This window comes from Streptomyces sp. NPDC093071 (assembly GCF_044754545.1).
In the GTDB taxonomy this organism is placed as follows: Bacteria; Actinomycetota; Actinomycetes; order Streptomycetales; family Streptomycetaceae; genus Streptomyces.
Genome location: NZ_JBIVPH010000005.1, coordinates 213189 through 227813 on the forward strand (window position 1 = coordinate 213189; position 14625 = coordinate 227813).

The 14625-nt window shown below is 70.9% G+C and carries 11 protein-coding genes; 7 read left to right on the forward strand and 4 right to left on the reverse strand.

Going from position 1 to position 14625, the window contains the following annotated elements; all coding sequences use genetic code 11:
* Positions 1-102 precede the first annotated feature (102 nt).
* Entirely contained in the window at positions 103-1569 is a 1467-nt protein-coding gene (locus ACIQD7_RS21765) for a CCA tRNA nucleotidyltransferase (protein ID WP_343307911.1), read from the reverse strand.
* A gap of 261 nt (positions 1570-1830) precedes the next feature.
* Between ACIQD7_RS21765 and ACIQD7_RS21770 the strand changes: the two genes are divergently transcribed.
* The 7 genes from ACIQD7_RS21770 to trxA all read left to right on the forward strand — a co-directional run bounded on the left by ACIQD7_RS21770 (position 1831) and on the right by trxA (position 11492).
* Positions 1831-4206: a DUF6049 family protein gene (locus tag ACIQD7_RS21770; RefSeq protein WP_402443537.1), complete on the forward strand. Its 2376-nt coding sequence runs from the start codon at positions 1831-1833 to the stop codon at positions 4204-4206.
* 45 nt (positions 4207-4251) lie between these two features.
* Positions 4252-6528 carry a murein biosynthesis integral membrane protein MurJ gene (murJ, locus tag ACIQD7_RS21775; RefSeq protein ID WP_402443539.1) on the forward strand — a complete coding sequence of 759 codons (2277 nt, stop codon included), beginning with the start codon at positions 4252-4254 and terminating at the stop codon, positions 6526-6528.
* Positions 6529-6645: 117 nt separating this feature from the next.
* Positions 6646-8337 (forward strand): protein kinase family protein, encoded by a 1692-nt coding sequence (locus ACIQD7_RS21780; RefSeq protein ID WP_121829143.1) that lies wholly within the window; start codon positions 6646-6648, stop codon positions 8335-8337.
* Entirely contained in the window at positions 8334-9068 is a 735-nt protein-coding gene (gene sigM, locus ACIQD7_RS21785) for an RNA polymerase sigma factor SigM (RefSeq protein ID WP_402443795.1), read from the forward strand. Before ACIQD7_RS21780 ends, sigM begins: the two co-directional genes overlap by 4 nt.
* On the forward strand, positions 9065-9991 hold the full coding sequence (locus ACIQD7_RS21790; protein ID WP_402443541.1) for a hypothetical protein: 927 nt from the start codon (positions 9065-9067) through the stop codon (positions 9989-9991). The genes sigM and ACIQD7_RS21790 overlap by 4 nt, the downstream gene beginning before the upstream one ends.
* 136 nt (positions 9992-10127) lie before the next feature.
* Complete coding sequence (gene trxB, locus ACIQD7_RS21795; protein ID WP_121829140.1) at positions 10128-11111, forward strand: thioredoxin-disulfide reductase; 984 nt, start codon at positions 10128-10130, stop codon at positions 11109-11111.
* Positions 11112-11159: 48 nt separating this feature from the next.
* Positions 11160-11492, forward strand: coding sequence for a thioredoxin (gene trxA / locus ACIQD7_RS21800; RefSeq protein ID WP_121829139.1), 333 nt, complete (start codon positions 11160-11162; stop codon positions 11490-11492).
* A gap of 88 nt (positions 11493-11580) precedes the next feature.
* Here the strand turns inward: trxA and ACIQD7_RS21805 are convergent, their stop codons facing one another.
* The 3 genes from ACIQD7_RS21805 to ACIQD7_RS21815 all read right to left on the reverse strand — a co-directional run bounded on the left by ACIQD7_RS21805 (position 11581) and on the right by ACIQD7_RS21815 (position 14435).
* A complete protein-coding gene (locus ACIQD7_RS21805) occupies positions 11581-12198 on the reverse strand; it encodes a GNAT family N-acetyltransferase (RefSeq protein WP_402443544.1) in 618 nt (205 codons plus the stop codon).
* Between the two features lie 165 nt (positions 12199-12363).
* Complete coding sequence (locus tag ACIQD7_RS21810; protein ID WP_240449895.1) at positions 12364-13263, reverse strand: ParB/RepB/Spo0J family partition protein; 900 nt, start codon at positions 13261-13263, stop codon at positions 12364-12366.
* A 77-nt stretch (positions 13264-13340) separates the two neighbouring features.
* Positions 13341-14435 (reverse strand): ParA family protein, encoded by a 1095-nt coding sequence (locus tag ACIQD7_RS21815; protein WP_121829136.1) that lies wholly within the window; start codon positions 14433-14435, stop codon positions 13341-13343.
* Between the last annotated feature and the right edge of the window lie 190 nt (positions 14436-14625).

Sequence of the window (14625 nt, forward strand, 5' to 3'; positions counted from 1 at the left end):
GGGGGGTGGGGTTGTGTTTCCCGGACACCCCCCCCCCCGCGCCCGCCGCGGGGGGGGGGGGGGGTTCCCCCCCCCCCCCCCCCCCCCCCCGCCGGGGCCGGCTCAGTCCTGCGCCGCCCACCAGTCCTTGAGCGCGGTGACGGCCTGGTCGTGCTCCATGGGCCCGTTCTCCAGCCGGAGCTCAAGGAGGAACTTGTACGCCTGGCCGATGGCCGGGCCGGGGCCGATGCCCAGGATCTCCTGGATCTGGTTGCCGTCGAGGTCGGGACGGATCGCGTCCAGCTCCTCCTGCTCCTGGAGCTGGGCGATGCGGTCCTCCAGGCCGTCGTAGGCGCGGGAGAGCGCGGCCGCCTTGCGCTTGTTGCGGGTGGTGCAGTCCGAGCGGGTCAGCTTGTGCAGCCGCGAGAGCAGCGGGCCGGCGTCACGCACGTAGCGCCGCACGGCCGAGTCGGTCCACTCGCCCGTCCCGTACCCGTGGAAGCGCAGGTGCAGCTCCACGAGGCGCGAGACGTCCTTGATCATCTCGTTGGAGTACTTGAGCGCGGTCATGCGCTTCTTGGTCATCTTCGCGCCCACGACTTCGTGGTGGTGGAAGGAGACCCGCCCGTCCTTCTCGAAGCGACGGGTGCGCGGCTTGCCGATGTCGTGCAGCAGGGCCGCGATGCGCAGCACCAGGTCGGGACCGTCCTCCTCCAAGTCGATCGCCTGGTCCAGCACCGTCAGCGAGTGCTCGTAGACGTCCTTGTGCCGGTGGTGCTCGTCGCTCTCCAGGCGCAGCGACGGCAGCTCGGGCAGCACGTGGTCGGCGAGGCCGGTGTCCACGAGGAGGCCGAGGCCCTTGCGCGGGTGTGCCGAGAGGAGGAGCTTGTTGAGCTCCTCGCGGATGCGCTCGGCGGAGACGATCTCGATCCGGCCGGACATCTCCTTCATGGCGGTGACGACCTCGGGGGCGACCTCGAAGTCCAGCTGCGCGGCGAACCGCGCGGCCCGCATCATGCGCAGCGGGTCGTCGGAGAAGGACTCCTCCGGCGTGCCGGGCGTGCGCAGCACCCGGGCGGCGAGGTCCTCCAGACCGCCGTACGGGTCGATGAACTCCTTCTCGGGGAGGGCCACGGCCATGGCGTTGACGGTGAAGTCACGCCGGACGAGGTCCTCCTCGATCGAGTCGCCGTAGGACACCTCGGGCTTGCGCGAGGTCCGGTCGTACGCCTCCGAGCGGTACGTGGTGACCTCGATCTGGAAGCGCTGCACCGTGTCCCCGACGCGGGCGTCCTTCTGGCAGCCGACCGTCCCGAAGGCGATGCCGACCTCCCACACGGAGTCGGCCCACGGGCGGACGATCTTCAGCACGTCCTCGGGGCGGGCGTCGGTGGTGAAGTCCAGGTCGTTGCCGAGCCGGCCGAGCAGGGCGTCCCGTACCGAGCCGCCGACCAGCGCGAGGCTGAACCCGGCCTCCTGGAAGCGGCGGGCGAGGTCGTCGGCGGCAGGGGACACACGCAGCAGTTCACTGACCGCGCGGCGTTGCACCTGACTCAGTGCGGTGGGGGTGTCTTCGTTGGCGTTCGGCACAACAGAAAAGGGTACGTGCCCCGGCTCACCCCGACGTCCTCGTTTTCCCGGGGGCGGTCCGCCCGATTTCCCGGGGGCGGGGGCAGTCCGGCCCCCCCGGGGGCGGGGCCGTCCGGCCCCGTGCGGCGCGGCCGGTCGAAGATCGCCTGGAGCAGTCCCCGGCACTTGCTCCCAGCGTGCCTCGTTACCATGCCTGGACACAGCAACCGGGAACCACCGACACCACTGGCACCAGAGACAACGACGAGGACGGGCGAACGCGTGGCCGAGGCGGCAGACATCAAGGGGACCGGTCCCTCACCTGCCCGCCGATGGCTGCGGCGCACACTCACCGTCGCCGTCGGGGCACCCCTCCTCGCCGGGCTGCTCCAGGTCCCGGTCACGGCCTCCCCCGCGGCCGCCGCTCCCTCGGCGACCGCCGCCGAGGACGCCACCGGCTCGAAGACCGTCGATGTGTCGCTCGACACCCTGACCCCGAGCACGCCCGTCGAGGGCGACACCGTCACCGTCACCGGCACGGTGACCAACCGGGGCAAGAAGGCCGTCACTGACGCGGTCGTCGAACTGCGCGTCGGCCCCCGGATGTCCAGCCGCAGCGAGATCGAGCAGGTGACGGGGCGCACGGGCTACCGCGACGACAGCGACCCCGCTCCCGTGCGGGACGCCCCCACCGCCGAGGTCCCCGAGCTGGGGGCCGGCCTCAGCGCGGACTTCTCGATCTCCGTCCCGGTCTCCGACCTCGGACTCGACGAGGCGGGTGTCTACCAGCTCGGCGTCTCCCTTACCGGACAGACCCCGGACCGTCCCTACGGCCGGGTGCTGGGCATCGAGCGGACCTTCCTGCCGTACCAGCCCGAGGCCACCGAGAAGAAGACCCAGATCACCTACCTCTGGCCGCTGATCGCCTCGGCCCACGTCTCGGCCGAGACGGCCACGGACGACCAGCAGACCCCGGTCTTCGAGGACGACGCCCTGGCCGCCGAGCTGCGCCCGGGCGGGCGCCTCGACCAGATGGTCTCGCTGGGCAAGGACCTGCCGGTCACCTGGGTGATCGACCCGGACCTCCTCGCCACCGTCGACGCCATGGCGAACGGCTACCGCGTCAAGGACGGCTCCCTGCACGTCCCCGGCACGAACAAGGAGCTCGCCGAGCGGTGGCTGGGCGAGCTGGAGAAGGCGGTGCAGGGGCACAAGGTCGTCGCCCTCCCCTTCGCCGACCCCGACCTCGCCTCCCTGGCCCACCGCGGCAAGGACGTCCCCGGCTCCCTGGGGCACCTCCAGTCGGCGACCGCCCTCGCCGGGATGACGGTCGAGACCGTCCTCCACGTGCAGCCCTCCACCGACTTCGCCTGGCCCGTCGACGGAGCCGTCGACCCCGCCATCGTGTCGGTGGCGACCTCGGCCGGCGCCGACAAGGTGATCGCCCGCAGCGACAGCGTCCGCGACGACCTCTCCTACACGCCCACGGCGGCCCGCCCCCTGGGCAACGGCAGCACCACGGCCGTGGTGAGCGACGCGCTCCTTTCCACCGCCTTCGAGGGCGACATGGTCCGCGCCGAGAAGTCCACGCTCGCCGTCCAGGAGTTCCTCTCCCAGTCGCTCGCGATCACCCTGGAGCAGCCGGAGAAGCAGCGGAGCGTCGTGGTCGCCCCCCAGCGGGTGCCCAGCGTCGCCCAGGCGCAGACCATGGCGACCGCCCTGCGCGGCCTCTCCGGCCGGCGCTGGAGCCAGCCGAGCGACCTCGTCGCGGCGGCCACGGCCAAGCCGGACCCGAACGCCTCCACCGCCGTGCCCGGCAGCTCGCGGTACCCGAAGAAGCTGCGCGACCGGGAGCTGCCGGTCCAGGCCTTCCGCGACATGAAGACCACCCGGGACGAGCTGGACGACTTCAAGGTCGTCCTGACGTCCCCGGCCCGCGTCGTGACCCCGTTCGGCAACGCGATCAACCGCGAGATGTCGACGTCCTGGCGCGGTCAGACCAGGGCGGCCACGATCTACCGGGGCAGCGTCCAGGACTATCTCCAGCGGCTCACCAAGAGCATCCAGCTGGTCGACAAGTCGGACCTCACGCTCTCCGGCCGCAGCGCGACGATCCCCGTGACCGTCCAGAACAAGCTGCTCCAGGGCGTGGACCATCTGGTGCTGCGCCTCACCTCCAACAACCGGAACCGGCTGGAGATCAACGGCGAGCGGGTCGCCGAGCTGCCCGTGAAGGTCGGCGCCGGGCACAGCCAGTCGGTGAAGTTCGACGCCACGGCCAACGTCAACGGCCAGGTGCCGGTGACGGCCCAGCTCTACACCGAGGACGGCACCCCGTACGGGAAGCCGATGTCGTTCACCGTGAAGGTCTCCGAGATCACCCCCACGGTGATGCTGGTGATCGCCGGCGGCGTCCTCCTCCTCGTCCTCGCCGGCGTGCGGATGTACAGCCAGCGCAAGCGGCTGGCGGCCGCCCGGGCCGCCGAAGCCGAAGCGGCCGAGAAGGCCGGGGAGACGGACGGGGCCGGAGCGGACGGGCCGGACGCGGAACCCGCACGGGACGACGCGGACGGACCCGAGCAGCCGAGTGACCCGACACCGGACACCGGGCCCGAAAGCGGCGACCCGTCGGCCACGGGTGAGAAAGTGGACCGTTGAGCGATGTCGTGGCCGGTCGGCCGGGGACGATGAGGTGGGGTAACCATGAACGCGCCGTACGACGGTGACCGCGGCCAGGGCGCGGGCGGCACCGCGCCGTCCGGTGGGACGCCCGCGGCACCCTCAGGCCCCGGCCACCCGCCGGCGCCGGCCCCGCAGCAGGGCGGAGACCCCGCACAGCACCCGCCCGGGCAGAACCCCTACGCGCAGGCCCCGTACGCGCAGGGCTCCCCAGCGCAGGATCCTTACGCCCAGAACCCCTATGCCCAGGACCCCTACGTCCAGGACGCCTTCTCCCACGATCCGTACCGGGCGCAGGACCTCTCCGCGCAGGACCCGGTGACCGAGGCGCTCTACGACCGTGCCGCGCACCCGCCGCCGCCCCCCGGCACCTACCAGGACCCCCAGGCGCTCTACCAGCAGCCGGCCGTGCCCCCGCACGCCCCGGACCCCCGGGTGTGGGCGCAGACCCCGGCGCCGGAGCCCGACGGCCCCTCGCGCCACCTGCCGTACGGCGACGACGCCCGCACGGTCCAGTTCACCGGCGTCGACGACCTGGTGACCCGGGCGAGCGAGGAGGCGCCCGAGCCGGACGCCTTCGCGCACCTCTACCGGGACCAGCAGGCGCCCGGCCAGGTGCCCCCGCCCACCCCGGAGCCGGACCCGCTGCCCGCGCCCGCCCCCAAGAAGACCGGCCGCGCCTCCGGGCTGCTCAAGTCGAGCGCGGTGATGGCGGCCGGCACCCTGGTCTCCCGGCTGACCGGCTTCGTCCGCAGCCTGGTGATCACCGGAGCGCTCGGCGCGGCCCTGCTCGGCGACACCTTCACCATCGCCTACACCCTGCCGACGATGATCTACATCCTCACCGTCGGCGGCGGCCTCAACTCGGTCTTCGTCCCCCAGCTCGTCCGCTCGATGAAGAACGACGAGGACGGCGGCGAGGCCTTCGCCAACCGCCTGCTCACCCTGGTGATGGTGGCGCTCGCCGCGATCGTCGCGCTGGCCGTCTTCGCCGCGCCGCTGCTGATCCGGCTGATGTCGAACACCATCGCCGACGACGCGGCGGCCAACAGCGTGGCCGTCACCTTCGCGCGCTACTGCCTGCCCACGATCTTCTTCATGGGCGTGCACGTGGTGATGGGGCAGATCCTCAACGCCCGCGGCAAGTTCGGCGCGATGATGTGGACCCCGGTCCTCAACAACATCGTCATGATCGTCACCTTCGGCCTGTTCATCTGGGTCTACGGCACCTCCGCCGAGTCCCGGATGGGCGTGCAGACCATCCCGGACGAGGGCATCCGCCTGCTCGGCATCGGCACCCTGCTCGGCCTTGTCGTCCAGGCCCTGGCGATGATCCCGTACCTGCGCGAGACGGGCTTCCGCTTCCGGCCCCGCTTCGACTGGAAGGGCCACGGGCTCGGCAAGACCGTCAAGCTCGCCAAGTGGACCGTCCTCTTCGTCCTCGCCAACCAGGCGGGCGTCCTGGTCGTCACCCAGCTCGCCACCGCCGCCGGCGAGGAGTCCGGGAAGAACGGCGCGGGCTTCCTCGCCTACTCGAACGCCCAGCTGATCTGGGGAATGCCGCAGGCCATCATCACGGTCTCCGTGATGGCCGCGCTGCTGCCGCGGATCTCCCGCGCCGCCCACGACGACGACCCGGGCGCCGTCCGCGACGACATCTCGCAGGGCCTCCGGAACTCGGCCGTCGCGATCGTCCCGGTCTCCTTCGCCTTCCTGGCGCTCGGCGTCCCGATGTGCACCCTGCTCTACGCCTCCAGCGGCATCGAGGCGGCCCAGGGCATGGGCTTCATCCTGATGGCCTTCGGCCTCGGCCTGATCCCCTACTCCGTCCAGTACGTCGTGCTCCGCGGCTTCTACGCCTACGAGGACACCCGGACGCCCTTCTACAACACGGTCATCGTCGCCGCCGTCAACGCGGCCGCCTCGGCGATCTGCTACGTCGTCCTGCCCGCCCAGTGGGCCGTCGTGGGCATGGCCGCCTCGTACGGCCTCGCCTACGCGGTCGGTGTGGGCGTCGCCTGGCGCCGGCTCCGCAACCGGCTGGGCGGCGACCTGGACGGCACCCACGTGCTGCGGACCTACGCCCGGCTCTGCATGGCCTCCGTGCCCGCCGCGATCGTCTCCGGCGCCGTCGGGTTCGGTCTCCTGAAGCTGCTCGGCGAGGGTGCGCTCGGCTCGCTCGTCGCCCTGGTCGTCGGCGGGGCCGTGCTCCTCGGCGTCTTCTTCGTCGCGGCCAAGCGGATGCGGATCACGGAACTGAACACCCTGGTCGGCATGGTCCGCGGCCGCCTGGGACGCTGACCCTGAGGTCCCGCACAACCATCGGCGGGGACCGCGTGTCGTGCATAGCGTCCGACTGTGGGCACAATTGGCTTGGCTGTTGGATGTGGCGCAACGGATGGGGAGGCAGGAACGACGGTGGCGGAACGTAGCACGGCTGCCGTCGACGTGGCCGACAACAGCGGTGACGACCCGCTGACCGCCAAGGCGGACAAGGCCGCGACCGACGGGGTGGCGGAAGAAGAGAAGACGGCGGAGAAGACCGCCGAGGCCACGGAGAACAAGGCGGTCGAACGACAGAGCGGTGAACAGCCCTCCCTCACGGCTCCGGAACTGCACAGCGGCCACAAACTGGCCCGGCGCTACCGGCTGGAGGAGTGCGTCACTCGTCTGGACGGCTTCAGCAGCTGGCGGGCCGTCGACGAGAAGCTCCGGCGTGCCGTCGGGGTCCACCTCCTGCCCGCCGACCACCCCCGGGCGCGTTCGGTCCTGGCCGCGGCCCGCTCCGCCGCCCTCCTCGGCGACCCCCGGTTCGTCCAGGTCCTCGACGCCGTCGAGGAGAACGACCTCGTGTACGTCGTGCACGAGTGGCTGCCCGACTCCGTCGAGCTGACCGCGCTGCTTGCGGCCGGCCCGCTGGAGGCCCACGACGCCTACCAGCTCGTCAGCCAGGTCTCCCAGGCCATGGCCGCCGCCCACCGCGAAGGCCTCTCCCACCTCCGGCTCACCCCGAGCGCGGTCCTGCGCAGCTCCACCGGCCAGTACCGGATCCGCGGCCTCGCGGTGAACGCCGCCCTGCGCGGCATCACGGCCGAGCGCCCGCAGCGCAGCGACACCGAGGCCATCGGCGCCCTGCTGTACGCCTCGCTCACCCAGCGCTGGCCGTACGAGAACGACGCCTACGGCCTCTCCGGGCTGCCCAAGGGCGTCGGGCTGCTTCCCCCCGACCAGGTCCGCGCCGGCGTCCACCGGGGCCTCTCCGAGATCGCCATGCGCGCGCTCGCCAACGACGGGGCCACCGCCTCGCGCCAGGAGCCGCCCTGCACCACGCCGGACGAGCTGGCCAGGGCCGTCTCCTCGATGCCGCGCGTGAAGCCGCCGGAGCCCGAGTTCACCGCCCCGCCCGAGTACCAGCGCACGACGTACCAGCAGGGCACGTACGGGCGTCCGCAGGCGCACCCGGCAGCCACCCAGACGGTCGTCGTCCCCCCGCCCCCGCTCCAGAGCCGCACCGGCAGGGCGTTGAAGTGGGCCGTCTCGGCCCTGCTGATCACCGCCCTGGGCCTGGGCAGCTGGCAGATCGCCGACCGCCTCCTGGGCCCGAAGGAAACCTCCAAGACCCCGGACCCGACCCCGACGATCATCACCGACGAGAAGCCGGCCCCGCTCAAGCCGGTCGCCATCTCCTCGGCGCACGACTTCGACCCGCTGGGCGGCGGTGATGAGAAGCCCCAGGCCATACCGAGGGCCTACGACGGAGACCCCAGCACCTACTGGTACACCGACAGCTATTACAGCGCCCGTTTCGGAAACCTGAAGTCCGGCGTGGGCATGGTCCTCGACCTGGGCAAGGCCCAGAAGATCAGCTCGGTCGACCTGGCCTTCCTGGGAAACACCTCGGTGGAGCTGCGGACCGCCCCCGCGGACGCGGTGTCGGAGCCGACCATGCCCGACCAGTTCACCACCCGGGCCTCCGGTTCCGGCAGCAACGTGACGCTGAAGACCGCCGTCCCCGTCACCACGCGCTACGTTCTGATCTGGCTCACCGAGCTGCCCGCCAATGACGGGGGCTTCCGCGGCAAGCTGACGGAAATCAAGATCCTGGGCTGACGACCGCAGAGGGAGGGGGCTCACCGTTGGACGATCCGATAGACGAGGCCACCGACGACCGGGTGCTCCTGGCCCGTCACGTCGATGGGGATCCCAACGCCTTCGGTGAGCTGGTGCGGCGGCATCGGGATCGGCTGTGGGCGGTGGCCCTGCGGACCCTGGGGGACCGCGAGGAGGCCGCTGACGCCGTTCAGGACGCCCTTCTCTCGGCCTTCCGGGCCGCCCACACCTTCCGCGGCCAGTCGGCCGTCACGACCTGGCTCCACCGGATCACGGTGAACGCCTGTCTCGACCGGGCGCGCAAAACCGCCTCCCGCAAGACCTCGCCCGTCAACGACGACGATCGTTTCGAGCAGCTCCTCGACCCCCACGAGTCCGCCGAGGCGCCCGTGGAGCGCCGGGACCTCCACCGCGAGGTCCTGGCCGCGCTCGCCTCGATCCCCGCCGACCAGCGGGCCGCCCTCGTCCTCGTCGACATGCAGGGATACCCGGTCGCGGAAGCAGCCCGTATCCTCGGCGTTCCCGCCGGAACCGTGAAGAGCCGCTGCGCGCGGGGCCGGGCCCGTCTCCTTCCGATGGTCACTCATCTGCGTACCGACACCGTGGGTAACGAGGCCGCCGAAGGGGGAAGGAACCGGACGCCGGGGACATCCGTCCCACCGGTGCCGGGGCCGACGGACACCGGACCGACTGATCCAGCTGCTGTGAAGGGCGGAGGTGGGCGCGCGTGACTTCCACGGCCGACAGGGCTGACACCACACAGCACCCGGACGTCTCGGAGATCTCCGACCTGGCCGAGGGGCTGCTCTCGCCGTCCCGCTCCGCGGCCGTACGACGGCACGTGGACGACTGTCCCCTCTGCGCGGACGTACGGACCTCCCTGGAGGAGATCCGGAGCCTGCTCGGCACCCTGCCCGGCCCGCCCCGGATGCCCGCCGAGATCGCGGGCCGGATCGACGCCGCCCTCGCCGCCGAAGCCCTTCTCGACGCCACCTCACCGGACGGCGAGAGCAGCACCCCTGTTTCACGTGAAACATCGCGTCCCTCCGTGGAGACACCGCCCTCCTCCCCGGCTCCGGACCGTCCCGCCGGGCGTCCCCGTGCGGCCACCGGCCCGGGTCGCTCCAAGCGGCCCCGCCGCAGGATCGCCCTGCTCTCCACGATCGGCGCCGCCTTTGGTGCCGTGGTCCTCGGGACGAGCCTGTACCTCAGCCAGGCGGGCGGCACGGCCGGCGACGACGTGGCGACCGGCGCGAGGAAAGCCGATACCGCCGTCACAGCCGCCGCTCCCTTCTCCGGATCACCGGTCGAGGAGCGGGTCAAGGACCTCCTGGTCCCGGACAGGACGCTGAGGACTCCTCAGGGCATCGGGCCCGAATCGATGTCCTCCGACACCGGGGCCGTGACGCCCCGGCGGAGTGGGGACGGCGCCGTACCCGCCTGCGTCCTCGCCGGCACCGGTCGCACCGACGCGGTGCTGGGCCACGAGCGGGGCGAGTACCGGGGGAAGCCCGCCTACCTGCTCGTCCTCCCGGACCCCACCGACACCACACGGATCCAGGCCTATGTGGTCGACGCCTCCTGCGCCGACCGGAAGGAGAGCGGGGCCCCCGCCGCCGAGGTGCTCCTCAGCAAGGACTACCCCCGCTCCTGACCCCTCTTCCCGCCCCGGTCACGTGCCGCGCGGCGGTCTCGGGAATGCACGCCCCTTAGGATCCGTTGGGTGGGGTGAGCGACCGAGACAACCGCCCCGTAGGCAGTGGCAGTCTGCAGAGACGAGGAAGAAACCCGTGAGCGACGTCCGTAACGTGATCATCATCGGCTCGGGGCCCGCGGGATACACCGCTGCGCTCTACACGGCCCGAGCGTCGCTGAAGCCTCTGGTCTTCGAGGGCGCAGTCACCGCCGGTGGCGCCCTGATGAACACGACCGAGGTCGAGAACTTCCCCGGCTTCCGCGACGGCATCATGGGCCCGGACCTCATGGACAACATGCGGGCGCAGGCCGAGCGCTTCGGCGCCGAGCTCGTCCCCGACGACGTCGTCGCCGTGGACCTGACCGGTGAGATCAAGACCGTCACCGACACCGCCGGCACCGTGCACCGCGCCAAGGCCGTCATCGTCACCACGGGCTCCCAGCACCGCAAGCTCGGCCTGCCCAACGAGGACACCCTCTCCGGCCGCGGTGTCTCCTGGTGCGCCACCTGCGACGGGTTCTTCTTCAAGGACCAGGACATCGCCGTCGTCGGCGGCGGCGACACCGCGATCGAGGAGGCCACCTTCCTCTCGCGCTTCGCCAAGTCCGTCACGATCGTCCACCGCCGCGACACCCTGCGCGCCTCGAAGGCCATGCAGGATCGTGCCTTCGCCGACCCGAAGATCTCCTTCGCCTGGGACAGCGAGGTCACCACGATCCACGGCGACCAGAAGCTCAGCGGCGTGACCCTGCGGGACACGAAGACCGGCGCGACCCGTGAGCTCCCGGTCACCGGCCTCTTCATCGCCGTGGGCCACGACCCCCGGACCGAGCTCTTCAAGGGCCAGCTGGAGCTGGACGACGAGGGCTACCTCAAGGTCGCCGCCCCCTCGACGCGCACGAACCTCCCGGGTGTCTTCGGCGCCGGTGACGTCGTCGACCACACCTACCGCCAGGCCATCACGGCCGCCGGCACCGGCTGCTCCGCCGCGCTCGACGCCGAGCGCTTCCTGGCCGCCCTCGCGGACACCGAGAAGGTGGCCGAGCCCGAGAAGCTGGCCGAGACCCCCGTCGTCTGACCCCCGTCTGTTCCCCTCCCACACCCCGCGAAGTTCAAGGAGGCCGCTGTGGCCCTGAAGTCTGTGACCGACGCCACCTTCGAAGAGGAAGTCCTCAAGAGCGACAAGCCCGTTCTGGTGGACTTCTGGGCTGAGTGGTGCGGCCCGTGCCGCCAGATCGCCCCGTCGCTCGAGGCGATCGCCGCCGAGCACGGCGAGATCGAGATCGTGAAGCTCAACATCGACCAGAACCCCGGCACGGCCGCCAAGTACGGCGTCATGTCCATCCCGACGCTGAACGTCTACCAGGGTGGCGAGGTCGTGAAGACCATCGTCGGCGCCAAGCCGAAGGCCGCCATCCTGCGCGACCTGGAGGGTTTCGTCGAGCCCACCAAGGCCTGACGCTCCTTCGCTGTTTCACGTGAAACAGCAGCGGCCCGCTCCCTCGCCGGGGCGGGCCGTTCTCGTATCCGGAACCAGAGGGCCGAAACTAGAGGGGACGGAGAGCGGGCTCCTTCTGTACGGCTCCGAGCAGCCGGTCCAGGGCCATCTCGACGTCCTCCTTCCAGGAGAGCGTCGTCCTGAGATCCAGCCGCATCCGGGGGAAGGCATGGTGCGGCCGGACGGTCTTGAAACCCACCGCGAGCAGATGATCGGCCGGCAGTAAACAGGCCGACTCCTTCCAGCGGGCGTCCCCGAACGCCTCGATCGCCTTGAAGCCCCGCCTCAGCACGTCCTTGGCCACGGTCTGCACCATCACCCGCCCCAGTCCCTGGCCCTGGTAGCCCGGCATGATCCACGCCGTCATCAGCTGGACGGCGTCCGCCGCCACGGGGCTCGTCGGAAAGGCCGTCGAGCGCGGCACATAGGCCGGGGGAGCGTAGAGGACGTAGCCGACCGGCACCTCGTCGACGTAGACCACCCGCCCGCAGGAGCCCCATTCCAGGAGCACGGCCGAGATCCAGGACTCCTTCTCCGACTCCGATCGCCCCGCCTTCACGGCGGCCTCGCCACTGACCGGGTCGAGCTCCCAGAAGACACAGGAGCGACATCGCTTGGGGAGATCCGGAAGGTTGTCCAGCGTGAGCGGTACGAGCCGACGCCCCACGGCTGTTCCTCGCTTCCCTCGCCTTCGCGTACGAATGTGCCTCTCGGAATCGTATCGATCGGGCGATCGGCAGAACACCGCTCACAGGCAAAGGGCGGGCCACGTCCCGGTGGAACCGGATCATGGCCCGCCCTCGGCCCCGTCGGAACGGGGAAAGCACGGGGGTCAGCCCTTGGCGCCCTGTTCGGCACCCTTCTGGTCCAGGACCCGGCCCTCGCCGGGAGCCAGGGTCGAGAGGATCCGCTCCAGGTCGTCCATGGAGGCGAACTCCACGACGATCTTGCCCTTCTTCTGCCCCAGGTCGACCTTCACCCGGGTCTCGAAGCGGTCCGAGAGGCGGGTGGCCAGGTCCGTGAGCGCGGGCGAGACCCGAGCACCGGCACGCGGCTTCTTCGGCTTGACCGCACCGGCGGACTCCTCGGAGTCCATGAGGCTCACGATCTCCTCGACGGAACGCACCGAGAGGCCCTCGGAGACGATCCGGGCCGCCAGCTTGTCCTGGGCCTCCATGTCCTCCACACCGAGCAGGGCCCGGGCGTGGCCGGCGGAGAGCACCCCGGCGGCGACCCGGCGCTGCACCGGGGGAGAGAGACGCAGCAGCCGCAGCGTGTTGGAGATCTGCGGACGGGAGCGTCCGATCCGGTCCGCGAGCTGGTCATGGGTGCAGCCGAAGTCCTTGAGCAGCTGCTCGTAGGCGTGCGCCTCTTCGATCGCGTTCAGCTGCGCCCGGTGGAGGTTCTCCAGGAGGGCGTCCAGGAGCATCTTCTCGTCGTCGGTCTCCCGGACGATCGCGGGGATCCGCTCCAGGCCCGCCGTCGTGGAGGCCCGCAGACGCCGCTCGCCCATGACGAGCTCATAGCGGTCGCCGTCGACCTTGCGCACGACCACGGGCTGGAGCAGGCCGACCTCCTTGATGGAGGTGACCAGCTCCGCGAGGGCGTCCTCGTCGAAGATCTGTCGCGGCTGGTGCCGGTTGGGCACGATGGCGTCGAGCGGGATCTCGGTGAAGTACGCCCCGGCGGGGGCCTGCGGCTCGGCCGCCTTCACGGCCTCGGCCCAGGCCACCGCCGATTCGGGAGACGGAGCGCTCTGCGGGATCAGCGAACCGAGCCCACGCGGCCCCAATCCCCTACGTCGCTCACTCACTGAATTCCCTCCGACATGCTGCGCTGATGGTTCTGGTGCCCCACACGTGCGTGCTGGGCGTCATAGTTCACGGTGACGCCCCGAAGGGCGATCTCACGAGCCGCTTCGATGTACGACAGAGCACCACTGGAGCCCGGATCGTACGTGATCACCGTCTGGCCGTAGCTCGGCGCCTCCGAGATGCGGACGGACCGGGGGATGCTGGTGCGCAGCACCTCTTCGCCGAAGTGGGTGCGCACCTCCTCGGCGACCTGGGAGGCGAGCCTCGTCCGGCCGTCGTACATGGTGAGCAGGATGGTCGAGACGTGGAGCGCGGGGTTGAGGTGCCCACGGACCAGATCGACGTTCTTCAGGAGCTGACCGAGGCCTTCCAGGGCGTAGTACTCGCACTGGATCGGGATCAGCACCTCGGCCCCCGCCACCAGGGCGTTGACCGAGAGGAGTCCGAGCGAGGGCGGGCAGTCGATCAGGATGTAGTCCAGCGGCTGCTCATAGGCCTGGATCGCCCGCTGAAGACGGCTCTCGCGCGCCACCAGCGACACCAGCTCGATCTCCGCACCGGCGAGATCGATGGTGGCGGGGGCGCAGAAGAGGCCTTCCACGTCCAGGACGGGCTGCACCACTTCGGAGAGCGGCCGGCTGTCCACCAGGACGTCGTAGATCGAGGGGACGCTGGCGTGGTGGTCGATGCCGAGCGCTGTGGAGGCGTTGCCCTGCGGATCCAGGTCGATGACCAGGACGCGGGCGCCGTGCAGGGCGAGGGACGCGGCAAGGTTGACCGTCGTGGTCGTCTTGCCCACGCCGCCCTTCTGGTTGGCCACCACCATGACGCGAGTCCGGGCCGGGCGGGGAAGCCCCTCACCGGCACGCCCCAGGGCCTCTACTGCCAGCTGGGCAGCACGACCGATGGGGGTGTCGTCCATGGGGGGCGGCGTTTCCATGGGAGGCGATGTTTCACGTGAAACATCGCCTCCCGCCGATTCGGTTCGGGGACCGGGGACCGGATCGGTCATCGGTCCCGCGATGTTGGCGTCGGACCGCAAGGATTCACTCTCCTCGACTTCGGGCTCGCAATGAGGAGAGCCTGCCATGCTTTCGGGGTCGCGAACCAGCGAGGTCGGTGGTTCTGTGGATGAATCCACCTCTGTGGACATCTCCGTAACCCTCGCGGGTGGATTCACACGAGGCCTACGGTCCCGGGGTGTGGCGGCCGCACGACCGCGACTGATGATCCCCTGCAGCAGTGAGCGATGTTTCACGTGAAACACCATGCCCGTGCTG